This window comes from uncultured Nitratireductor sp. (assembly GCF_913053745.1).
In the GTDB taxonomy this organism is placed as follows: domain Bacteria; phylum Pseudomonadota; class Alphaproteobacteria; order Rhizobiales; family Rhizobiaceae; genus Nitratireductor.
In genome coordinates, this window is sequence record NZ_CAJXGF010000035.1 from 1 (window position 1) to 22,851 (window position 22,851).

Genomic DNA, 22,851 nt, shown 5'->3' on the forward strand with positions numbered 1-22,851 from the left:
GCGCGGCGCATCCCCGCCCGCGATCAGGCCGCGCGGGCTTCCTGACCCCCCTTTCGGTCCAGCCTCAGCCCCGCTTCGACCCCGCTTCGTCCGGCCGTCTTCTTGACGCCCGCCGCCGCGCGCCTCATCTAAGCTGCCAGAGAAGCTCCGGCAGCGGGCCCCTAGCAGCGAAGATCGAAGGCGAGATGAACAACGGCGAAGCAACAGTCCCCCAAGCCCCCGGCGCCAGCACAACCGCGGCGCCATCCAGGCTGCAACGCCTGATCGAGGCCGCCGCCTTCCAGCACGCCATCACCGCGCTGATCCTGGTGAACGCCTGCATCCTGGGCCTGGAGACGGTGCCGAGCGTCATGGCCGCGACCGGCGAGGTGCTGATGGTCCTGGACCGCATCATCGTCGGCATCTTCGCCGCCGAGATCCTGGCCAAGCTCTGGGTCTACCGGCGCCGCTTCTTCGCCGACTCCTGGAACCTTTTCGACTTCACGGTGGTGGCGATCAGCCTGGTGCCCGCCTCCGCCGCCTTCTCCGTACTGCGCGCCTTGCGCGTGTTGCGCGTCCTGCGCCTCGTGTCCGTCGTGCCCTCCATGCGCAAGGTGGTGCAGGCGCTGCTCGGCGCGATTCCGGGCATGGGCTCCATCGTCGCGCTGCTGGGACTGATCTATTACGTCTGCTCGGTGATCGCGACGAAGCTGTTCGGCGCCGCCTTCCCCGAGTGGTTCGGCAGCATCGGCGCCTCGGCCTATTCGCTGTTCCAGATCATGACCCTGGAAAGCTGGTCGATGGGCATCGTTCGCCCGGTAATGGAGGTTTATCCCCTCGCCTGGCTGTTCTTTATCCCATTCATCGTCTCGACAACCTTTACGGTGCTCAATCTTTTCATCGGCATCATCGTCTCGGCCATGCAGGCCGAACACGACGAGGAGGCATCGGCGGAGCGTACCGCGCTGCAGGCCGAACAGGAGATGATCCTCACTGAAATTCGCAGTCTGCGCAAAGAGGTGCAGGCGATGAACGCCGAGAAACAGCACGCCGAACGCTGAGCGCGCATGCGATCAGCGCATGCGGAAATGCTTCGAAAGCTTAAGCGACTGTCCCTGATAGTTGGATTTCAGATCGGCGCCGTATAGCGCCCCCGGCCGTGAGAGCATACGCTCATAAACCAGTCGGCCAACGATCTGCCCGTGTTCCAGAATGAACGGAACCTCGTGACTGCGCACCTCCAACACAGCGCGGCTGCCCGTGCCGCCGGCTGACGAATGGCCGAAACCGGGATCGAAAAAACCGGCATAGTGAACGCGAAACTCGCCTACGAGAGGATCGAAAGGGGTCATCTCCGCGGCGTGGAGCGGCGGCACGTGTACCGCTTCCTGCGACACGAGAATATAGAACTCGTCCGGATCGAGGATCAGTCCGCCTGCACCGTCGCCCGTCAGCGGCTCCCAGAAGTCGGCCACATCGTGCTGGTCACGCATATCGACATCGATCAGCGCCGTGTGATGCTTGGCACGGTATCCGATCAGTCCGTTGTCGTCGCCGCTCAGATCCACTGAAAGTGCGATACCGCCGCCGGTGATGTTGGGATCCTCGGCAGCGACCAGCGTTTCGCGCGCGTGCAACTGCGCCAACGCGCTTTCATCGAGCAGCGCCTTGCCGCTGCGAAACCGGATTTGCGAAAGGCGCGAGCCCGTGCGCACCACGATCGGAAAGGTGCGTGGACTCACCTCAATGTAGAGCGGGCCCGAATAGCCATGCGGGATCTTGTCGAACTCCTGGCCATAATCGGTCATCACGCGCGTGAAGATGTCGAGCCTGCCCGTTGAGCTCTTGGGATTGGCGGAGGCGGAAATGTCGTCTGGTAGGTCGAGACCTTCCAAAAGCGGCACGATATAAACGCAGCCCGTCTCCAGGACCGCGCCTTCGTCGAGCTGGATTTCATGCAGCCTGAGCTTCTCCAGTTTTTCGGAGACGCGGTGATTGGGGCCCGGGAGGAAACTGGCACGCACCCGGTAGGCGACGGTCCCGAGCCTCACATCGAGACTGGCCGGCTGGATCTGGTCGTCGTCCAGCGGGCGGGCGGAGGCAAGCACTCCGTTGTCGAACAATGCCGCGATGTCCTTGTCAGGCAGAATTCCCGCTTTGGCCAACGCCCCTCTCCTTACACAGGCTTTAATTCATCGAGGTTTAGCGCTGCTTGTCGTTGACGCAAGGCGCTTGAAGGTCTAATGGACCTTTATCCCGTGGTGATTTGGCCGGTCGGCTTGCAGCCACGTTAAAGAAGTCGCTAAAAGGCCGCGCTCGATTACCGAACCGGCATGCGACTTCCCGCGGCCGGTTTTTTGGTGGGTGTAGAAGCGATGACAGATCATTCCGAAAACGACTGGAAAGCACAGACAGCCCTTATCCATGGGGGGGTCACGCGCTCTCACTTTGGAGAAACGTCCGAAGCAATCTATCTGACGCAGGGCTTCGTCTACGATAGCGCGGAGGCCGCCGAAGCCCGTTTCAAGGGCGACGAACCCGGTTTTGTCTATTCGCGCTATGCCAATCCAACCGTGGATATGTTCGAACGCCGCATGTGCGCACTGGAAGGTGCCGAGGAAGCCCGCGCCATGTCCTCCGGTATGGCCGCCGTCACCGCTGCGCTTCTGTGCTCGCTCAGAGCGGGCGACCATGTGGTCGCCGGCCGTGCGCTGTTTGGCTCTTGCCGCTGGGTGGTTGAAACGCTGATGCCACGCTACGGAATCGAGACGACATTGGTCGACGGAGCGAAACTTGAGAACTGGAAGGCCGCCATACGCCCCAACACCAGGCTTTTCTTCCTCGAAAGTCCCACCAATCCGACACTGGAAGTGGCCGACATCGCCGGTATCGCCGCTCTTGCAAACGAGATCGGCGCACGTCTGGTGGTCGACAATGTGTTCGCCACACCGCTCCTGCAGAAACCTCTGGAACTCGGTGCGCATGTGGTTGTCTATTCCGCCACCAAACACATCGACGGCCAGGGTCGATGTCTGGGTGGGGTCGTGCTCTCGGATAAAGAGTGGGTCGACGAGCAATTGCAGGATTTCTTCCGCCATACGGGACCGAGTCTTTCGCCGTTCAATGCCTGGACGCTGCTCAAGGGGCTCGAAACGCTGCCGCTTCGTGTACGCCAGCAAACGGAAAGTGCCGGCCGCATCGCCGATCTGCTCGCCGAACACCCCAAAGTCGCTCGCGTCATCTACCCCGGCCGCAAGGATCATCCTCAGGCCGACATTATCGCCCGGCAGATGACGGGTGGTTCAACGCTGCTTTGCATTGAATTGAAGGGCGGCAAGAAAGAAGCCTTCGCTTTCGAGAACGCACTGAAGATCGTACAGATCTCCAACAATCTCGGAGACGCAAAAAGTCTGATAACCCATCCCGCCACGACCACCCACAAGAATCTGTCGGATGAAGCGCGTGGCGAACTGGGCATCGGCGACGGCATGCTGCGCCTGTCCGTGGGGCTGGAGGATAGTGACGATCTCATCGCCGACATCGAACAGGCGCTGGCCACCGTTTAATCTCGTTCCGACGTTTTAGCCGAAGCGGCTGCCGGCCAGCACAATGCGCGACACCGTCGTGTAGGCAGTGACCGCAGCAAAGACATAAGCGATGATCGGAAACCATGCCGGGAAGAGGCACATGGCCACGAAGACGGCCAGCGTCTCGCTAGCCTCAGCCAGTCCAGTGGTGAAGAACAGCGACTTCTCGCCACGTGCCCGGCTCTTGAGTCTGTTCTTTTCCGCCATCACCGCATAGGCGAGAAAGCTCGCCCCATTGACGTAAAAGGCGAGCAACAGCACCGCGCCGGAAATGGCGTTGGCCCCGGGATCGGCAATAATGAAGCCGAGCGGTACAGCGCCATAGAAGGCGAAGTCCAGTACGATGTCGAGATAGCCGCCGAAATCGGTCTTGCCGTTGATCCGCGCCACTGCGCCGTCCAGTCCATCGCATAAACGACTGGCGAGAACGAGGGCGAGACCCGCCCAGTAGGCCTCGAACGCGATTGCCCCGGCAGCCATCAATCCCAGGATCAGCCCCGAATAGGTGATGGCGTTTGCACGCACACCCGCCGTAGCGAGTTGCTCTGCCAACGCCGATAATCCGGGATCGATCTTTCGGTGCGCCCAGCCGTCGAGCATGTTTCACCATCGCGTCATCTTGTCACCAATGCCCCTGCTTAGCGTGTTTCAACCTCTCATGCCGCTCACAATGGCGTCATGGGTTTTCCCGGCTTCATGCATGAACTGCCGGACGTTCTCTGCTATGCTCTTGAACTTTTAGAAGACGGGGCCATCCTCACCGCTTGGAGCACGCCAACACGAGTCCGAGTCATGTACAGAGCTGTTACCCAGTCTATCGAAGTGAGCGCCGAACCCAGCTACCTGTCCGCACAATCAGACCCCGAAAGCGGCCATTTCGTCTGGGCCTATCGCATCACCATCACCAACCATTCGCCGCTGACGGTACAACTCGTCGCACGGTACTGGCACATCACGGACGAAACCGGGCGTGTGCAGGAGGTGCGCGGCGAAGGCGTGGTGGGCGAGCAGCCGGTGCTGGAGCCGGGCGACAGCTACACCTACACTTCCGGCTGTCCGCTCTCCGCCCCTTCGGGCATCATGGTCGGGCGCTACACGATGCGCGGGCCGCGCGGTGCCTTTTTCGATGTGGACATCCCGGCATTTTCGCTCGATCTGCCAGGCGCAGCCACGCGGATCAACTGAAATCGCCGGGATCGAACACGTACTCCGTCGAGCAGAATTCGCAGGTGACGCGGATAACGCCGTCCTCAATGCTGTCGGCCACCTCTTCAGGGGTAAAGCCGTCCAGCACGGACTTGATCTTGTCACGCGAGCAAGAGCAATCGTCCCGAACGTTCGCTCCCTCGTAGACACGCACGCCATGCTCGTGAAACAGGCGATAGAGAAGGCGCTCGGCCCCAACCGTCGGATCCACGAGCTCGGTGATTTCGGCCGTGGAAAGCAGCATCCGCGCTTCCTGCCATGCATCGTCCTCAGGATGTGTCGATCCGTCGTGGTCCTCGTCACCATCGCCGCCCGGCAAATCGAGGCTGCGCATGCGTTCGGACGAATTGGGCAGAAACTGCAGCAGCAATCCGCCAGCGCGCCAATGCTCCTGGCCACCCTCGGCTCCCGGGAGCACCATCTTGGCCACGCCGAGCCGAACTTCGGTCGGGATCTGCTCGGACTGGCGGAAATATGTGCGCGCCACGTCTTCCAGAGTGGTGCCGTCGAGCTGGACTATGCCTTGGTAGCGTTGCATGTCCGAACCCTGATCGACCGTCAACGCCAAGACACCGGCACCGAGGAGGTCTTCCGGTGCAACCTTGCCGGCAGCCATCGCCTCATCGAGGCGTGTCTCGTCAAAACGCGCATAGGCGCGCACGGAACTCGGCGTGGTAAAATCAGCGACCAGCATGTCCACCGGTCCGTCCGAACGGGTTTGCACAATGAACTTGCCTTCGAATTTCAGCGAACTGCCCAAAAGCACCGTGAGCACGATTACTTCGGCGAGCAGTCTGGCAACCGGCTCGGGATATGTGTGCCGGGCGAGTATCTGATCGAGCATCGGCCCGAGCTGAACCGCACGTCCGCGTACGTCCAGCGGGTCCACGTCGAAAGGAACGACGTGGTCGTCGCCGGCAAAACCGAACTCGCCCAATTGTCTCGTTTCGCTCGTCACCGGTTGAGGCACCATGCAAGAACAGCTTTCTGTGCGTGAAGGCGGTTTTCCGCCTCGTCGAATACCACCGAGTGCGGCCCGTCAATGACCTCGTCGGTTACCTCTTCGCCGCGATGCGCCGGCAGGCAATGCATGAACAGGGCATCGGGCCTGGCGTGCTTCATCAACGCCTCGTTCACCTGGTAGGGTTTGAATATATTGTCGCCGCGCGCCCGATGTTCCTGACCCATCGACACCCAGGTATCGGGCACGACGCAATCCGCGCCCGCAACCGCTTCCTGCGCCGATTTCGTGAAGGTCACGCGGCCGCCATTGGTTCGCGCCCAGTCGACGTATTTAGCCATCGGCTCGCTGCCCGCAGGCACGGCGATGTTGAGCCGGAATTCCATGCGCGCCGACGCCTCGATCAACGAATGCAGGACATTGTTGCCGTCGCCCGTCCAGGCGAACAGCTTGTCTTTGACCGGGCCGCGGTGTTCCTCGAAGGTGAGGATATCGGCCATGATCTGGCAGGGGTGCGTGTCGTCGGTCAGGCCATTGATAACCGGAACGGTCGCATTCTCAGCCAGTTCGATGAGCCGGTCGTGCACCGTGGTGCGGATCATGATTGCGTCCACGTAGCGCGACAACACCTTCGCCGTATCGGCAATGGTTTCCGAACGGCCGAGCTGCATCTCCGCGCCCGTTAGCATAATCGTTTCGCCGCCGAGCTGGCGCATGCCCACATCGAAGGAGACCCGGGTACGGGTCGACGGTTTGTCGAAAATCATCGCCAGCGCTTTCCCCTCGAAGGGTCTGTCGCGCTCGCCGTCCTTCAGGCGCTCCTTACGGGCACGCGCATCATCGAGCATGAACCGCAGATCCTGCGGTTCGACCGTCGAAAGATCGATGAAGTGGCGAAGACCGCTGGCCATGCCTGTCTCCCTGGTTTTCTCAAGCATCGGCTTTTTCGGTCGTCCTCACCGTGGCGGCGGCATCGTGAATGCGCTTCACCGCTTCGCGGATCTCGTCTTCGGTGATGATCAACGGCGGCAGGAGCCGCAGCACATTGTCGCCGGCCGGCACCACGAGCATCTTCTGATCTCGTAACGCCTCGAGCAGACGCGTGTTCTGCACCTTGCACTTGATGCCCAGCATGAGACCTTCGCCACGCACGCCCTCGATGATATCGGGGAATTCGTCCGCGACCGCCGCCAGGCTCTGTTTGAAATGAAGCCCCTTCTTGCCGATGCTTTCCAGGAAGCCGTCTTCCAGAACCACGTCGAGAACGGCATTGCCGACAGCCATGGCGAGCGGGTTGCCACCAAAGGTCGTGCCATGGGTGCCGGGGGTCATGCCCTTGGCCGCTTCCGCCGTCGCCAGGCAGGCGCCCAGCGGGAAGCCACCGCCAATCCCCTTGGCCACCGCCATCAGGTCCGGCGTGATCTCGGCCCATTCGTGGGCGAACAGCTTGCCCGTGCGCCCCACACCGCTCTGCACCTCGTCGAGGATGAGTAACAGACCGTGGCGATCGCAGAGCTCGCGCAGACGCCGCAGCGATGCATTGGGGATAGGACGAACGCCGCCCTCCCCTTGAATGGGTTCGACCAAAATGCCTGCCGTTTCCGGCCCGATGGCCTGCAAAAGCGCGGCCATGTCGTCGAACGGCACTTGATCGAAACCTTCCACCTTCGGCCCGAAACCTTCGAGATACTTCGCCTGCCCGCCGGCCGCGATGGTGGCCAGCGTACGACCGTGAAAAGCGCCTTCGAAGGTGATGATGCGGTAGCGTTCCGGCTGCCCGTTCACATGGTGGTAACGTCGCGCCGTCTTTATGGCACATTCCAGCGCCTCCGCACCGGAATTGGTGAAGAAGACCTTATCGGCAAAACTGTCTTCGACAAGGCGCTCGCCCAACCGGCGCTGCCCCGGGATCTCATAAACGTTGGAGACATGCCACAGTTTGCCCGCCTGCTCCGTCAATGCGGCAACCAGGTGCGGATGGGCATGCCCCAGCGAGTTGACAGCGATGCCTGCGGCGAAATCCAGATAGCGTTCGCCCTCGGCGGTCTCTATCCAGCATCCTTCGCCCCGCTCGAACGCGAGAGGTTGACGAGCATAAGTTCCATAAAGCGCAGATTCACGCATCCACACGGTCTCCGCTGAGCCTGAGATTGGTTTCCGCCCCGCGCAGCCACAGGGTACGGAAGAATGAAATCAAAATGCCGCCCAAGGGGCGGCACTCGTGCGATTTATCGGTTGTTTCCGCGTGCCTGTCAACGCACGCGGCGCGACAGCTCAATGACACGGCAAGGCAGCAAATTGGGGAAAACCTCAAAAACCGAATCAGCTTACGGTAAGGACTCTTGTCACAGAGTCTGCCGATAAGGTAGTTTCTACCCAAGCAAAAAGACTACATTTTGTGCGGCGGACCACATCTACCATGATTATATGGTGCTCCCTCGGCTTTGGCTGAGCGGGATAGGATTCGGATTCCGCACGCTGGACAGGAGCGTGTCCCGATGAACTGGACAGACGAAAGAGTCGAAACCTTAAAGAAATTGTGGGCGGAAGGCTTGAGCGCAAGCCAGATCGCAGCGCAACTCGGTGGCGTGAGCCGCAATGCTGTGATCGGCAAGGTCCATCGGCTCAAGCTCTCCAGCCGTGGTCGAGCGACAAGCCCGCGCACACGCCAGAAGAAGACTCCAGCAGCGCCGAGCACCACGACACGCCGCCCGCGCAATACGCGCCCGTCAACGGTCACCGTTGGAGCCACTGCTCTTCAGGTGCAATTCGACGAAGAGCCGGTCGCGCGCACGTATCTTCGTCCGACCGAAGATGTGGTGGTACCGATTTCGCGCAAGCTTGAACTCGTGCAGCTTACAGAAACCACCTGCAAATGGCCGAATGGTGACCCGCTTTCGGAAGATTTCAGCTTCTGTGGCAATGATGCCGGCGAGAACGGTCCCTACTGCACCTATCACTCGCGCATTGCCTATCAACCTGCATCGGAACGGCGCAGGAACCGCTGATCATCAACACAGCTCTCCTCTGCGCTACCCGGCTGTCGCATCGTCGCAGCCGGGTTTTTCTTTGCCTGAACAGTCAGAGCGCTGGTGAAAGCTGCCGCAAAAGACAGAACCGGACGATTCAGCCTCGGAGCAGATTTCGGCTCCAACAGGGCAACGTTTTCAAGGAGTACCTCCTGTCCGCAGGTCGCCGCCTGGAGAGCATATGCCTCGTTCAAAAAACCAGACCATGCGATCTCCTCCCCCGAAATGTGGCATTGCCCACTCCAAAGCCAGCAAAGATGCCTCGCGCAAATGTTGCAAGGCAAACGCCGGAGTCGCCACAGGCGTAAGTTCAAAACGTTCAAGGGCCGGATCGTAAAGGAACTCCCGCACCCGCTTTAACCTTGGTGCGCCGGCTCATTCCATATTTCTTCAACGCGTTCCGGCTATGCCTCGGGATCGGCCACGACCTTGTGGCTTTGGTCTTCCTTGGGACGTTCCAGCGGCAATTGTCGCCCCGTCACGATGTGATGAACCGTCTCGGCGATGTTCGTTGCATGGTCTCCGATGCGCTCGATGTTCTTTGCGCAGAACAATAGATGCGTGCAGGCCGTGATATTGCGCGGATCCTCCATCATGTAGGTCAAGAGTTCACGGAACAAGGACGTGTACATCGCGTCGATTTCCTCGTCCCGATCACGAACGAAGCCGATGCGCTCGACAGAGCGGGACGCATAGACGTCCAGCACTTCCTTCAATTGGGTAAGCGCCAGGCCCGCCAACGCTTCCAGGCCGCGAAAAAGGCGAACCGGCTGCTTGCCTTCCGTGACGGCGACAACGCGTTTGGCAATGTTCTTGCCCAGATCGCCGATGCGTTCCAGATCGGAAGATATGCGGATCGCACCGACGATTTCGCGCAAATCGTCTGCCACCGGCTGGCGCTTGCCGATAATGATGACGGCACGCTCGCCAATTTCCCGCTCCTTGGTGTCGAGAAACACGTCGTCTTCAACCACCTTGCGAGCAAGGCCGACATCCGACTGCACAAGTGCTGAAACGGCTTCCGCCACCATGCGTTCAGCGTATCCACCCATCGCCGCGATCTGATCCGACAGGTAATTCAACTCATCGTCGAAGGACCGCATGGTGTGCTGATTCTGCATGGTTTCATTCCTCCTCAGCCAGATTGGCCTCGATGTCTCCCACTCATACTAAGTTATTGTGATGGCAGGAAAATGAACGTGGGGAGCGCATCTGTCAAACATACCCACCGCTTCCGGCGGAGGGCGGAACAGGCGGGAAATGAACGACGAACGACGCACCCTTGCCCGATGCGGACTTGATTGACAATCGGGCATCATGCCGCGTCAGTATGTGCTTGACGATGGACAATCCGAGCCCGGTGCCCTTTTGCGTACGGCTTGTCTCGACGTCCACGCGATAGAAGCGCTCCGTGATCCGCGGAATGTGCTCTTCGGGAATGCCGGGGCCGAAGTCCCGAACGGTGACACGTACCTCCTCCATCGGGCTTGCTTGCTCCACGGAAAGCACGACGCGCTTGCCGGAGCTGCCGTACTTGCAGGCGTTTTCGAGCAGGTTTTCGAACACCTGCACGAGTTCGTCGGAGTGGCCGGCGATCAGCCTCGGTGTGTCGTCGAGCTCCGACACGATCTCGACTCCGTTCTCCTTGGCGATGTGGCGCATGGATTCGATCACGCCCTTCACCAGAACCACAACATCGAGCTGCGCATTCGGCTTCTGATAAGGCTTCATCTCCAGCCGTGAGAGCGAGAGCAGGTCGTCAATAAGACGTGCCATGCGCTGGGTCTGGTTCTGCATGATCTGCAGAAAGTTTTCCCGCGCTTTCGGATCGTCGCGCGCTGGACCGCGCAGCGTTTCGATAAAACCGGCGACCGAGGCGAGCGGGGTGCGCAATTCATGACTGGCGTTGGCAATGAAATCGGCGCGCATACGGTCGATCCGCCGCGCTTCGCTTTGATCCTTGAACATCAGGACATAAAGACCCGTATCGTTTCCAATGCGACTCGCGACCACACGATAGGCGCGTTCCACGGGGACACGCTCCGCATAGTTAATCGCCGTGGACTCCTCTTCTCCTGAAATCACGCGACTTACCAACTCGTGCATTTCCGGAGCGCGAAACTTCAAGCGCAGCGAAGCGCTCTTGGTCACAGGACCGAAGGCCAGGTCGGCAGCTTCGTTGGAATAGAGAATGCTTCCGGCACTGTCGAAAATATAAAGCGGGTCAAGTACGGCGGCAGCCAAGTAGACCGCCGGCAGCGTGTTGATATCGCCGCGCACAACGGGCGGCTTATCGCTCTGGGCCGTCGCGTTGTTGCCCTGCAGGAAGCCCTCGAAGGCCCTCACCAGCAACGCAAATGGCCAAGCAAGGCGCCGCAACATTCCATTTCGCGACCGCCGTCGCCCGTTTTCATCCATGCCCATCGACCAACTTCATCCCCGCAACTGCCCGAAAGCCCATTTCAGCGTATCGTTTGAGGCGGCATTTCGCCGTTACTCCCTAAACGGTGGACCTTGTATCAAGCTGCAAATAGCATGGACACTCCCATGGTTCAGGATCGATTTTATGAATAAGCCTTTGGAAAACCCCGACCTCGAGAAAGTCAAACCGTTCAAGCTCACCCTGTCCGGCAAGGAACGGACATTCGACATAGACGATCCGGACCTGCCCGACTGGATCAAGGACAAGGAGCTGAAGGCCGGCGGCTTTCCATATGACGAGAAACTCGACAAGGACGATTACGAAAAGCAGTTGGAGAAACTGCAGATCGAACTCGTCAAGCTGCAGGCATGGATGCAAAAGAGCGGCGCGCGTGTGATGGCTTTGTTCGAAGGACGTGACGCGGCGGGCAAGGGCGGCACCATCTCGCGCATCCGCACTTACCTCAATCCGCGCAATGCGCGAAATGTGGCGCTGCCCAAACCGACCGAAACGGAGCGCGGCCAGTGGTATTTCCAGCGTTATGTCACGCATTTTCCCACCAGCGGTGAGTTGGTGACGTTCGACCGTTCCTGGTACAATCGTGGCGGTGTGGAACCCGTCATGGGTTTCTGCACACCCGCACAGCACGAACAGTTTCTCGATGAAGCACCGGATTTCGAGCGCGCCATCGTCAACGACGGCATCCACTTCTTCAAATTCTGGCTGAATATCGGCCAGGAAACACAACTCGAACGCTTTCACGACCGTCGGCACAGCAAGCTCAAATACTGGAAATTCTCTCCGATGGATGTGGCCGGCATCCAGAAATGGGACGATTACACCCGCATGCGCGACCTGATGCTGGAGCGCACGCACAGCGCTCACGCACCGTGGACCGTCGTGCGCGCCAACGATAAGCGGCGTGCGCGCCTCGCAGTCATTCGCCGCATGCTCCTTTCGATTGCCTATGACGGTCGCGATCTGAAAGCCATCGGACAGGAAGACCAGTTGATCATCGGTTCAGGACCCGGCTTTCCGGACTAGCGCCAGAGACCTGTTATGCCGCTTGTGTGGCGTCTTTTCCCAATGGTGCGGCTTCCAGTAAAGCTGCCAGACGCATCGCCAGGCGGCAATAGACATGAGACACCAGTAAACCGGCGTCCAGAGTACACGCTTCCAGAAGCCCGACTTCTCGGTCTTCTGGAGCGTCGACCAGCCGATCACCAGAAATGCAGTATGGCCGAGCACGATGTTAAAGATATCGATCAGAAGCAACACGCCTTCGGTGGGCCGGAACGCACCGCCGAAGAACCAGTAAATGCCGATTCCGAGCGCGGCTGCCCAAAAGACACCATATGCGAGCGCCGATAGCACCATACCCGCAAACAGAACCTGCATGATAAGAAAGGAGCCGAGGCCGGTTTCCCGAAGGACCGTCAGAGGATTGCGCATGTGGACGAGCCATGTTTGCGCCCAGCCCTTGAACCATCGCGTACGTTGCGGCAGCCAGGTGCGCATATCGGTTGGAGCATCTTCTTGGGTCGGGTTGCAAATGACACCCGCTCGATAACCGAAACGATAGAGGCGCGTTCCAAGGTCCGCGTCCTCGGTAACGTTGTAAGGATCCCAGCCGCCGACGGCCTCGAGAGCCGACCGTCGAAAATGATTGGAAGTGCCGCCCAATGGCAGGACGAGAGCGCGCTGCGCCAGCCACGGCAGAACAGCGCGGAAAAGCGCTGCATATTCCAGCGCGAACATTGCCGAAATCCAGCTCTCCCGACGGTTGGATATGTTGAGTGGCGCCTGCACGCAGGCGAGTCTCTCTTCCCCGCTACGAAAAGCATGCCACGCCTCTACCAATTGAAACGGATGCGGCCTGTCCTCAGCGTCATAGAGAGCAACGAACGCTCCCGAGGTCATTGGCAGCGCGTAGGAAAGCGCTTTCGGTTTTGTGCGCGGTGTCCCAGCGGGGACTTCTATGACCTCGATATATGGCCGCAGTTCCTGAGCTCTCAGCGCCGCAAGCGTTTCTTCATCATCCTCCTCGCAAACCAGCTTGATCTCCAGCTTAGCTCGCGGCCAGACGATCTTGCCCAATGCCATCAGAAGGTCGGGAACGATCTCGGCCTCTTTGTAGAGTGCGATCAACACTGAATAGACAGGCATCTCCGCCGGCCTGATGGTAGCGATGCGCGGTTCGGCTTTCCGACCGCCCGCGAGACTGACTGCCATTCTCAGGAGAACGCATGCAAGGAACGCAAGCGAGAACAGTCCATGCAACACGAGTAATGTTACCGAGGGTGCAAGCAACGTCGCGAACAGGAGTGACACTGTTGCGGCACCCAACAAGGCCCCCTGCCAGGCATTGACGACGATGCGCGCCGACATATCCGGCGCCGCCGAGAAGAGCTTTTCGGTGGCTATCCGCGTTAGCGCCTTTTTCGAGCGAACCGAAATCGCATCACGCAGAACCGAGGGCTGCACCACACAAACGCGACTCGAAACGCGAGGATAGCGCATCACGAAGGACGTCAACGCCGGGATGTTGAGCCTGTCTGGTGCAATAAGAACAATCGACTGACCGCGTTCGTCAACGAGCAGGCTGACCCTTGCGCCACCGCGCCGTGCCAGGGCGGCCAACCCGTGCCGTTCGCGCATGACAAGCGCGTTCGGATTCGGGCGAAGCACGAAGGCAAGTCCTAAGTAATCCGCCAGGGCTCGAAACAATTGTTGCTCCGACACCAGCCCCGACGCCAGCAGCTCCGTCTGAAAGCACACCCCGGCAAGCCTTGCCCGAGCATCCACCCGAAAGACCTCAGCTTCGCTGATCGACAAGGATCTGAGGATAGGCAACCAATCTGTTGCCGGAGAGGGAGGCATTGCAACAGGCAACGCTTCCGCTTCGTTCAGTCCATCGGAAGCACTTGTGATTTCTTGATCTTGAACGGGACAATCCATAATCGATCATCCCTTTTATTATAACAATTTGCACACCGAATGAGCTCGGAAATGAAAATAAGTTCTATTTAGATTCCTCTCTCGCGAACCGATAAATCCGCCATTCGATAATTTACGCGCGGACGCGGCAACACACTTCGCCATAATTTATCTCCCCACCGGACTTCAACTATAGCATCATAAGATCATATTTTATGCAACCGAAATGATTTTGTTTATTATATTCACCTTATATTTCAATAAGATCTCAATCGAAGACACCGCATCGGATCGCTTCAGCAACTGCATGAACACGATTTGAAGCTCCAAGTTTGGTCTTGGCGTTGAGGAGGTGTTTCTCCGCTGTATGCTCGGATATACCGAGTATCTGAGAAACCTCCCATTCCGACTTTCCCAGCGCCGCCCATTGCAGACACTCTTTCTCGCGCGGTGTCAGGCGCGGCATCTCGCTCAACCGGCTGAGCGCGTGTCCGGGGCCGAGCTTCCGCCTGCCCGCTTCTATCTGCAGAAGAACACCCTCCTCGGACATATGAAGCCTTTCGGCGATTTCAGCAATGGACCGACCGCGTGTGGCAAGCTGCAGACATTCCTTCTCCATCGCGTCGAGTTCGCCAAACCGATCTTTACCGCGCAGGCTCAGCGCATGGCCGATCGCATAGGAGGAGACGAAAGACACGATATCCAACTGGGACGGGGAGAGCTCGACCTGCTCACCCCCGAACGACATGACAATCTGAAGTCCTTCAAGCGTTGTAAAAGACATTGCGATGCCATCGACGAGCCTGAAATCGCGCGCCTCACTAAGCAATTTCGACGCTTCGCGCGATCCTTCATAGTCTTTCAGGATATCGCGCCACAAAATGGCATTCCCGCTTTGGCGAGCATGGTTTACGATAGGGTCATGAAAGACATAGTTGCGCGAAACGTACCGGTCGACCCATTCTGCCGGCCAACTGCTCAGTACAAAATGCCCTACTTGCTCGCCGGGCGAGGCGCCCCTTGCGGGCAGCGTGCCCGCACAAACCGTGTGAAGACCGTAATCTTGTGCGAACGAAATCAGCGCGCTGCTAACTGCCGCCGACGTTCGGGCCCTTTGAATTTGTTCAATAAAGGCCTGCGTCTTCCCGAAATCGACCATATGTACTTATCCCCGCCGACGACCCATGCAATTCGTCGAAACCTACGCAACCGCTCGCCACTATATGTGGTGAACACCGGGGACAATAACAATGATATTGCATAATACGCAAAGTTTTATCCATAAAAAGTCTACACTCTTATTTGCCGGCTACGCCGTGCGCTTCATAAATTTTCTATTTTTTCATTCAATATCCTGTCTCTTCTTGTTTTCGATGCTGATTTCCGCAAATGCGCAGAACACCGCCCCCCCTGGCTTTTCCGAACCGAGGCAAAGCCACTCGAAACCGGATGTATCCACGCTACCAAGATTGCGTTTTCTAACAACCGTCGACTTCTTTCCGTTCAATTACCTGGATTCCGACAATCGGCTAAGCGGCGTGCACATAGACCTTGCCCGTCAGATATGCGCCGAACTAGAGATGATCGAGCGCTGTCAGATACAGGCGCTGCCCTGGGACGAATTGCATACGGCCATCGAAACCAAGCAGGGAGACGCCATCATCGCCGGTTTGGCGATCACGGCCGAGAACCGCGAGCGCTATCTGTTTTCACGTCCATATCTACGCTTTCCCGCGCGCCTTGTTACACCCCGTGCGGCCAAGCTGTCGGAACCGCTTTACCAAGCTGTCAGTGGCAAGCGGATCGGTGTCATCGGCACCACGGCCCACGAGATGTTGCTGCGCGATCTCTTCCCGGACGCGCAGAGCGTCGTCTACACAAGACGCGACTGGCTCTATCAGGATTTGAAGACGGGGAAGATCGATGCTGTTTTCGGCGACGGCGTCCAGCTCAGCTTCTGGCTTGCAGGGCAGGAATCGGAAAACTGCTGCGCCTTTTCCGGCGGGCCTTATCTTGCGCCAGAATATCTGGGGCAAGGTCTCGCGATTGCCGTGCCGAAAGAGACCCCGGCGCTGGCAGAAGCCATCGACTTCGCACTTCATAGCATCGACGCCAGCGGTCGCTTTACCGACATCTATCTCCGCTATTTTCCGGTAAGCTTTTATTGAGCTCACTCAACGCAACGCACGGAAGGGCAGGGTCAGCATCCACAAGAGCCGTGCCGTAAGGGAGCCGCGATACTCCAACAAGCCAATCTCCATGCCTTCGTGTCCCAGCCGCGGCTGAGCGGTATAGGTGCCGAACAGACGGTCCCAGAACGGAAAATTGAATCCGTAGTTAGAGTCGGTTTCCCGCATTATCGTGGAATGATGCACGCGGTGCATGTCCGGCGTCACGACAATGCAGCGCAACGCACGGTCCAGACGAGATGGGATGTTTATGTTGGAATGGTTGAACATCGATGTACCATTCAAAACGATCTCAAACAGAAGCACTGCCAGAACAGGCGCCCCCAGCGCGATAACGATTACCGCTTTCCAGAACATCGATAGAAGGATTTCCAACGGATGGAAACGCAAACCCGTCGTCACATCGAATCCGTTGTCTGCGTGATGCATGCGGTGAATGCGCCATAGGAACGGAATCTTATGGCTCGCCACATGTTCGAGCCACACCGCAAAATCCAGCACGACGAAGGCGATAGCACCGGCAAGCGTCGGGTGGACACCAACGGCATGAAAAAGACCCCAGCCCCGTGCATCGGCCCAAAGTGCGGCCCCCACGGCAGCCGCCGGGAACACAACCCGCAGCACCGCTGACGAAATCAGAACCATGGAGAGGTTCGCGAACCAACGGCGCGATTTAAGTGCACCGGCCATTTCCGACCGTTCCAGTCTTGGCGACCACAACTCATAAAGCGCCATGGTCGCGAAAATGCCGATGAATGCGAAGAGACGGATGGCCGCTTCGGAAAAGAGAAACGAGGTCATGCCCCCATTATTCCGCTGTGCCGTTCAAGCGCCAGTCACATGCGCTTGATTTCGAGCGCGATCAGATAAGGGCGCGTTTCCGGGCTTGGGCTGTTCTCTCGATCGCGGCTGCCACGAGCGGCTCCAAATGCAGCCGGCTGCGCACGATGTGCAACATCCGTTTTTCTTCCGGCTCCACATGCATGTCGGCGGCGGCAACCTCGACCGCAAGCGCATATGCCGTATCGTGCAGTTTCGATGGCACGGTATCGCGCACAGCGTTCAGGATGCGCTCGAGCCCATTGTCTTCCTGCAGAATTTGCTGGCACTGGCGCGCCACCTCGATGATACGGTTGTCATCGAATTCCCGAAAGACCGGCCATGAGCGGATCGTATCACCGATAATGGCAAGCTCCGCGTCGGTCATGTCCCGGTCGGCGGCCGACATGACCACCATCAGATATATCAGGGCTTCGTGGGCGCTCGGCTCAGCCATCTCATTCTCCGGTAGCACAATAAGGGAGCCTGAAAGTAGGAAGCCATGCGTCATGTCGCAATGAAAAATCGTCGCTTCGATTGACGCACCGCCTGAGCCGCCTTACAGGCATGGCCTTTGACAAAAACCAAACCCTGGAAAGCGATATGACGACGGCAAGCCGAGACGCGCTTGAATTGACGCCCGAAGTGATTGAGGCCGCAGCCGAGAGCAAAGCGTGGCCCTTCGAAGAGGCGCGCAAGATCGTCAAACGCTATGAGAGCGGCGCCTTCCCCGAAACCGTCCTGTTCGAGACGGGCTATGGCCCTTCGGGCCTGCCGCATATCGGCACGTTCGGCGAGGTGGCTCGCACCTCCATGGTGCGCCATGCCTTCCGCGTGCTCACCGAGGGCAAGGTGGAGTCGAAGATCCTTTGCTTCTCCGATGACATGGACGGGCTGCGCAAGGTGCCGGACAATGTGCCCAACAAAGACATGCTGCGCACGCATCTGGGCAAGCCACTAACGAAAGTTCCCGACCCGTTCTCCAACGAGTACCCGTCCTTCGGCGCGGCCAACAACGCGCGGCTGAGGGCATTTCTCGACCGGTTCGGTTTCGACTATGAGTTTGCCTCCTCGACAGAGTACTACGCCTCTGGCCGCTTCGACGAGATGCTGCTCACCATGCTGGAACGCTACGAAGCGGTTATGGCCATCATGTTGCCGTCGCTGCGTGAGGAGCGGGCACAAACCTATTCGCCCTTCCTGCCCATCCACCCGAAGACTGGCGTGGTAATGCAGGTTCCGCTCGAAGAGCGCAAGGTCGATGCCGGCACCGTCGTCTGGCGCGACCCCGAAAACGGCGAGTTGTTTGAGACGCCCGTTACCGGAGGTCACTGCAAGCTGCAGTGGAAGCCCGATTGGGCGATGCGCTGGGCGGCCCTCGGCGTCGATTACGAAATGTCGGGCAAAGACCTGATAGACAGCGTCAAGCTGGCGGCGCAAATCTGCTCGGCGCTGGGCAAGAAGCCGCCGGAAGGGTTCAACTACGAACTGTTCCTGGACGAGAACGGCCAGAAGATATCCAAGTCCAAGGGCAACGGCCTGACCATCGACGAGTGGCTTGCCTATGCGCCGACCGAGAGCCTCTCGCTCTACATGTTCCAGAAGCCCAAGGCGGCCAAGAAGCTCTATTTCGACGTGATACCGCGCGCGGTGGACGAGTATTACACCTTCCTGTCGGCCTATGACCGGCAGGACTGGAAGAACCGTCTCGGCAACCCGGTCTGGCACATGCATGACGGCACGCCGCCGGCAATCGAACTGCCGGTGCCGTTTGCGCTGCTGCTCAACCTGGTCAGTGCCTCCAACGCGCAGAACACCGATGTTCTGTGGGGCTTCATCTCGCGCTATGCGCCCGGCGTCACGCCGCAGACGCATCCCGAGCTCGACCGCCTTACCGGCTATGCGCTGCGTTACTTCGAGGATTTCGTAAAGCCGTCCAAGGCGTTCCGCGCACCCGACGAGGTTGAGCGCGAAGCACTTGCCGGCATCAACGAGGCTCTTGGCGCACTGCCGGCGGATGCCGATGGCGAAGCCATCCAGAACGCCATTTTGGATGTAGCGCGCGGGATCGAGCGTTACCAGGACCACAAGCGCAAGAGCCCCAATGGCGGGCCGGGTGTCTCGGTCGCCTTCTTCCAGATGCTCTACCAGGTGCTTCTGGGGCAGGAACGCGGCCCCCGCTTCGGCTCGTTCGCGGCCCTTTACGGCATCGCCGAAACGCGCGGCCTGATCGCTTCCGCGCTGAATGGTGAGCTCTGAGTCGGACCAGAATTCAGACTTTGCATCACGAACCGGACGGCCCGCCGCTGAATATGCCCTTGCCGGCATTGCGGGCCGCCTCGGCCTGTTCGACATAGGGACCGCCGGTTTCGGCAAGTGCCCACCCGTTCTCCACCAGCCAGGCCCCGACATCGTGGCCCGAGAGTGAGCAGCGCATCGGCGCATCGCTGCTTTCGTCCTGCACCGTGGGTTCCCCTTCACCCTCCAAATGACATTCCACGGCTCGCCCGCGCAGCCAATAACGGAATGCCGTACGCGCGCGCTTGCCGCACGGCCAAGCCCCACCATCGCGAGCATCGCAAACCTGCTCTGGCGCGACAATGCGAATGCCGGCAATGGTGATTGTGCGCCCCTCGGTCTCCAACATGCCTGCGGCGATCGCGACCGGCCGATAATAGAGTCTGTCCTCGGGCTTCGATTGGGGTGCGGGCGCGGCAAGTTCGCTGAGGGGAGTACGTGGATCCGCACGCTTCAACCCGGCACCATCGATCGGTGGTGGCGCCACGAGTTCGGGAGCGATGATCCGGGGCTGGCGCCGATCTTGCGCTCCGGCGAGACCGGGGACCAATACGGCGAAGATCGCCGCACCGGCAAGTAGCATGGCTCCACGTGACCGTCGCTTTTTCGTCACTGGCTCAGACGATGCGCGCCATCCATTCCATCTGCGTTTTCTCCACGAGACGGTTGGGGTGCTCGGGATTGAGAGAGAGCAATTCGACCCGTTGGCTTGTCTGTCGTAACAGAACCTTGGCCATGACCTCCCCGTCGGCGGTTTTGACCACGACGCGGTCACCACGCCGCAGGCGGGCAGTTGGATCGACAATCAGCGTATCGCCGTCGCGGTAGAGAGGCATCATGGATTCACCCTGCACCTGCAAAGCATAGGCGCCGTCGCGCGCGGATCCGGGAAGTTCGACATGCTCCCACCCTTCACCAAGTGGAAATCCCGCATCGTCGAAGAACCCGCCCGCACCTGCCTGGGCAAAACCGATCAAGGGGACGCTGGACGAAGGCCGTCCGTAGGGCGCAGCCGGACGGCCCTCATTCTGCAGCAGTGCCACAAACTCCCAGAGCGTCGTGCCGGTCGCATCCATGATTTTCGAAAGGGATTCCGTGGACGGCCAGCGTGGACGACCGTCAGCGGAAAGACGCTTGGACTTGTTGAACGCGGTCGAATCCAACCCTGCCTTCCGGGCCAGACCGGAGGCGGAAAGCGAGTGACGCACAGCAAGTGCGTCTATGGCTGCCCAAACCTTGTCGTGCGAAAGCACGCGATTCATCCTTCCGGAGTCATAAAACAGGAAAAAATACCTGTTCGGTCGTTTTATCGCTGGTAACGGAACTTGTCCATAAACCAACGCTTGCCGCCGGCCACTTCGACGCGTTGGTCGCGTGCCATGCGGCGTAGCGGTTAACCGCCGTCAATGCTCGATACCTTGGCCGCAGTGAGCCTGAAAAGAAACGTCAGCGGGGCGCGCGCTTGGCCAGGATGCGCTGCAGGGTACGCCGGTGCATGTTCAGCCGACGCGCCGTTTCAGACACGTTGCGGTCGCACATTTCATAGACCCGCTGGATATGCTCCCAGCGCACGCGATCGGCGGACATCGGATTTTCCGGCGGCGCAACCTTTTCGCCGGCCTGGCGCGTGAGCGCGGCGTAAACGTCGTCGGCATCGGCCGGCTTGGCCAGATAGTCGACAGCGCCCAGTTTCACTGCGGTAACGGCCGTGGCGATATTGCCGTAACCGGTCAGAATCACCGTGCGGGCATCCTTGCGTTTTTCACGTATCGTGGCCACCACATCGAGACCGTTACCATCAGCCAGGCGCATATCCACCACCGCAAATGCCGGCGGGGCCACCTTGGCGTGCGCGACCGCATCCTCGACGCTTTCCGCGGTTTCCACCGTGAAACCGCGGCTTTCCATCGCCCGCGCCAAACGCGTCAGAAAAGGCTTGTCATCGTCGACGATAAGAAGGGAGCGATCCTCGCCCAGAGCGGCGTCCGGGTCTTCAGCGGTGTTGCTTGTCATATCCAGCACGTTCAGCACGTTACTCTTCCTAGAATCTTTCTAACCTAAATCCGTCAGCTTTCCAATTTAGGACTCTTTTCGCCCGATTCCAGATTGTCGCCGGGTACAATGAAAACCGATCGAGGCCAGATCACCTCGGCAAAGGCGCCTTTGCCCTTTTCGGCAAGGTTGCCGAAGCGGATATGGGCACCCGAGCGTTCGAGCAATGTCTTAGCGATGAACAGGCCGAGCCCCAATCCGCCACCGCTGCTGCCGGCCGTCGCCGAGCGTTTCGACATATAGGGCTCGCCGATCCGGTCGAGGATTTCGGCAGGGAAACCACGCCCGTCGTCGGTTACGAGAAGCCCCACGGTTTCTGCGTCCCAGTGCCAGCGGATCGTCACGCTTTCGCTGGCAAAGTCCACCGCGTTCTCGACCAGATTGCCGAGGCCGTAGATTACGCCGGGGTTGCGCCGACCGACCGGTTCCGGCCCTTCGGTCACGCCGGGCTCCAGGCGGATATCGATACCGAAATCGCGATGCGGGGCCGCTGTCTCCTCGATCAGCGAGGTGAAAGGCTGGCGCGCCATGTGCGCCTCGCCCTCCGACGACAGGCTGGTGAGTTGACGCAGGATTTCCCGGCAGCGCTCGCTTTGCGTGCGCAATAGTGTCACATCCTCGCGAAAACGCTCATCGTTGCCGAGCGCGCGCTCCATTTCGCGCGCCACCAGTGCAATGGTGGCGAGCGGCGTGCCGAGTTCATGCGCGGCTGCCGCCGCCAGACCGTCCAGCGCGGAAATGTGCTGCTCGCGCTGAAGCACGAGTTCGGTGGCGGCCAGCGCGTTGGCCAGAAGCCGCGCTTCCTTCGCCACCCGGTAGGCGTAAACTCCGGTAAACGCAATGCTCGACACCACAGCGATCCACACGCCGATGATGTAGATCAGGGGCATCACCAGCTCGGTCCCCGGGAACCAGGGCAGCGGGCGGTGGAAGACGGCAAGCACCGTCGTCAATACCACCACGAGAAAGCCCAGAAGTGCGGTCCAGCGCAGCGGCAACGACGTGGCCGAGATCACCACGGGCACTGTCATCAAAAGCGAGAAAGGGTTGGTGAGGCCGCCCGTCATATAGAGCAGGCCGGCGAGCTGGAAGGCATCGAATGTAAGAATGCCAAGTGCGGCCAGCGGCGCTAGTCGATGCGCCACGGGATAACGCAGCGCCATGTGGACGTTGAGCCATGCGGAGGCCGCAATCAGAGCAAAGCACATGCCCACCGGTAGAGGGAAATCGAGTCCGAAGGCGACGACGATCACTGCCGCGCTCTGACCGATGATCGCCAGCCAGCGCAGCTTGATCAACGTATTGAGCCGCAGGCCGTGGCTCGGATCGTGTGCCCTGATATCCTCAAGCATGGCGGCGTTATGGGGGAAGT

The 22,851-nt window shown here is 59.5% G+C and carries 22 protein-coding genes and 1 riboswitch; of the genes, 7 read left to right on the forward strand and 15 right to left on the reverse strand.

Annotated features, from left to right (window positions below; translation table 11 throughout):
- Positions 1–1,040, forward strand: a 1,040-nt coding sequence (locus QZ638_RS07925; RefSeq protein ID WP_366936217.1) for an ion transporter, incomplete at its 5' end; no start/stop codon positions are given.
- A gap of 12 nt (positions 1,041–1,052) precedes the next feature.
- Here the strand turns inward: QZ638_RS07925 and QZ638_RS07930 are convergent.
- Positions 1,053–2,144 (reverse strand): 2'-deoxycytidine 5'-triphosphate deaminase, encoded by a 1,092-nt coding sequence (locus tag QZ638_RS07930; RefSeq protein ID WP_295808652.1) that lies wholly within the window; start codon positions 2,142–2,144, stop codon positions 1,053–1,055.
- Between the two features lie 83 nt (positions 2,145–2,227).
- Positions 2,228–2,305, forward strand: a riboswitch (SAM riboswitch).
- A gap of 49 nt (positions 2,306–2,354) precedes the next feature.
- Between QZ638_RS07930 and QZ638_RS07935 the strand changes: the two genes are divergently transcribed.
- Positions 2,355–3,545 (forward strand): O-succinylhomoserine sulfhydrylase, encoded by a 1,191-nt coding sequence (locus tag QZ638_RS07935; RefSeq protein WP_295808654.1) that lies wholly within the window; start codon positions 2,355–2,357, stop codon positions 3,543–3,545.
- Positions 3,546–3,560: 15 nt separating this feature from the next.
- Here the strand turns inward: QZ638_RS07935 and QZ638_RS07940 are convergent, their stop codons facing one another.
- Positions 3,561–4,166 carry a CDP-alcohol phosphatidyltransferase family protein gene (locus QZ638_RS07940; RefSeq protein ID WP_295808656.1) on the reverse strand — a complete coding sequence of 202 codons (606 nt, stop codon included), beginning with the start codon at positions 4,164–4,166 and terminating at the stop codon, positions 3,561–3,563.
- A 192-nt stretch (positions 4,167–4,358) separates the two neighbouring features.
- Between QZ638_RS07940 and apaG the strand changes: the two genes are divergently transcribed.
- Entirely contained in the window at positions 4,359–4,751 is a 393-nt protein-coding gene (apaG, locus tag QZ638_RS07945; protein WP_295808657.1) for a Co2+/Mg2+ efflux protein ApaG, read from the forward strand.
- Here apaG and QZ638_RS07950 read toward each other — a convergent pair.
- The 3 genes from QZ638_RS07950 to QZ638_RS07960 are packed head-to-tail and all read right to left on the reverse strand — an operon-like array spanning position 4,744 to position 7,857.
- The gene (locus tag QZ638_RS07950; protein ID WP_295808658.1) at positions 4,744–5,745 is read right to left on the reverse strand and encodes an Hsp33 family molecular chaperone; all 1,002 of its coding nucleotides are present in this window, start codon (positions 5,743–5,745) and stop codon (positions 4,744–4,746) included. The genes apaG and QZ638_RS07950 overlap by 8 nt on opposite strands.
- Positions 5,727–6,644 (reverse strand): ornithine carbamoyltransferase, encoded by a 918-nt coding sequence (gene argF, locus QZ638_RS07955; protein WP_295808660.1) that lies wholly within the window; start codon positions 6,642–6,644, stop codon positions 5,727–5,729. Before argF ends, QZ638_RS07950 begins: the two co-directional genes overlap by 19 nt.
- Positions 6,645–6,663: 19 nt before the next feature.
- Positions 6,664–7,857, reverse strand: a complete 1,194-nt coding sequence (locus QZ638_RS07960; RefSeq protein ID WP_295808662.1) for an aspartate aminotransferase family protein — start codon at positions 7,855–7,857, stop codon at positions 6,664–6,666.
- A gap of 374 nt (positions 7,858–8,231) precedes the next feature.
- Between QZ638_RS07960 and QZ638_RS07965 the strand changes: the two genes are divergently transcribed.
- The gene (locus QZ638_RS07965) at positions 8,232–8,741 is read left to right on the forward strand and encodes a GcrA family cell cycle regulator (RefSeq protein ID WP_295808663.1); all 510 of its coding nucleotides are present in this window, start codon (positions 8,232–8,234) and stop codon (positions 8,739–8,741) included.
- Positions 8,742–9,166: 425 nt separating this feature from the next.
- Here the strand turns inward: QZ638_RS07965 and phoU are convergent, their stop codons facing one another.
- Positions 9,167–9,883 carry a phosphate signaling complex protein PhoU gene (gene phoU, locus QZ638_RS07970; protein ID WP_295808665.1) on the reverse strand — a complete coding sequence of 239 codons (717 nt, stop codon included), beginning with the start codon at positions 9,881–9,883 and terminating at the stop codon, positions 9,167–9,169.
- A 94-nt stretch (positions 9,884–9,977) separates the two neighbouring features.
- On the reverse strand, positions 9,978–11,144 hold the full coding sequence (locus QZ638_RS07975; RefSeq protein ID WP_295808667.1) for an ATP-binding protein: 1,167 nt from the start codon (positions 11,142–11,144) through the stop codon (positions 9,978–9,980).
- Positions 11,145–11,328: 184 nt separating this feature from the next.
- Here QZ638_RS07975 and ppk2 point away from each other — a divergent pair, with 184 nt between their 5' ends.
- The gene (gene ppk2, locus QZ638_RS07980; protein ID WP_295808669.1) at positions 11,329–12,228 is read left to right on the forward strand and encodes a polyphosphate kinase 2; all 900 of its coding nucleotides are present in this window, start codon (positions 11,329–11,331) and stop codon (positions 12,226–12,228) included.
- Here ppk2 and QZ638_RS07985 read toward each other — a convergent pair.
- Positions 12,205–13,911, reverse strand: a complete 1,707-nt coding sequence (locus QZ638_RS07985; protein WP_295808671.1) for a glycosyltransferase — start codon at positions 13,909–13,911, stop codon at positions 12,205–12,207. The two genes, ppk2 and QZ638_RS07985, sit on opposite strands and share 24 nt — an antisense overlap.
- A gap of 478 nt (positions 13,912–14,389) precedes the next feature.
- A complete protein-coding gene (locus tag QZ638_RS07990; RefSeq protein WP_295808673.1) occupies positions 14,390–15,280 on the reverse strand; it encodes an autoinducer binding domain-containing protein in 891 nt (296 codons plus the stop codon).
- A 310-nt stretch (positions 15,281–15,590) separates the two neighbouring features.
- On the opposite strand from QZ638_RS07990, the gene QZ638_RS07995 reads away from it, so the two are divergent.
- The gene (locus QZ638_RS07995) at positions 15,591–16,289 is read left to right on the forward strand and encodes a transporter substrate-binding domain-containing protein (RefSeq protein WP_295808675.1); all 699 of its coding nucleotides are present in this window, start codon (positions 15,591–15,593) and stop codon (positions 16,287–16,289) included.
- Positions 16,290–16,295: 6 nt separating this feature from the next.
- Here the strand turns inward: QZ638_RS07995 and QZ638_RS08000 are convergent, their stop codons facing one another.
- Both QZ638_RS08000 and QZ638_RS08005 read right to left on the reverse strand, forming a co-directional pair.
- On the reverse strand, positions 16,296–17,111 hold the full coding sequence (locus QZ638_RS08000) for a sterol desaturase family protein (RefSeq protein WP_295808677.1): 816 nt from the start codon (positions 17,109–17,111) through the stop codon (positions 16,296–16,298).
- 61 nt (positions 17,112–17,172) lie between these two features.
- Positions 17,173–17,586: a tellurite resistance TerB family protein gene (locus tag QZ638_RS08005; protein WP_295808679.1), complete on the reverse strand. Its 414-nt coding sequence runs from the start codon at positions 17,584–17,586 to the stop codon at positions 17,173–17,175.
- 146 nt (positions 17,587–17,732) lie between these two features.
- Here QZ638_RS08005 and QZ638_RS08010 point away from each other — a divergent pair, with 146 nt between their 5' ends.
- A complete protein-coding gene (locus tag QZ638_RS08010; RefSeq protein WP_295808681.1) occupies positions 17,733–19,388 on the forward strand; it encodes a lysine--tRNA ligase in 1,656 nt (551 codons plus the stop codon).
- A gap of 25 nt (positions 19,389–19,413) precedes the next feature.
- Here QZ638_RS08010 and QZ638_RS08015 read toward each other — a convergent pair whose 3' ends face one another.
- The 4 genes from QZ638_RS08015 to QZ638_RS08030 form a co-directional block, all read right to left on the reverse strand.
- Positions 19,414–20,010, reverse strand: a complete 597-nt coding sequence (locus tag QZ638_RS08015; RefSeq protein WP_295808683.1) for a thermonuclease family protein — start codon at positions 20,008–20,010, stop codon at positions 19,414–19,416.
- Between the two features lie 34 nt (positions 20,011–20,044).
- Positions 20,045–20,680, reverse strand: a complete 636-nt coding sequence (locus QZ638_RS08020; RefSeq protein ID WP_295808685.1) for a helix-turn-helix transcriptional regulator — start codon at positions 20,678–20,680, stop codon at positions 20,045–20,047.
- A 193-nt stretch (positions 20,681–20,873) separates the two neighbouring features.
- On the reverse strand, positions 20,874–21,440 hold the full coding sequence (locus tag QZ638_RS08025; RefSeq protein WP_295808706.1) for an ActR/PrrA/RegA family redox response regulator transcription factor: 567 nt from the start codon (positions 21,438–21,440) through the stop codon (positions 20,874–20,876).
- Between the two features lie 53 nt (positions 21,441–21,493).
- Entirely contained in the window at positions 21,494–22,831 is a 1,338-nt protein-coding gene (locus QZ638_RS08030) for an ActS/PrrB/RegB family redox-sensitive histidine kinase (protein WP_295808708.1), read from the reverse strand.
- Positions 22,832–22,851 lie beyond the last annotated feature (20 nt).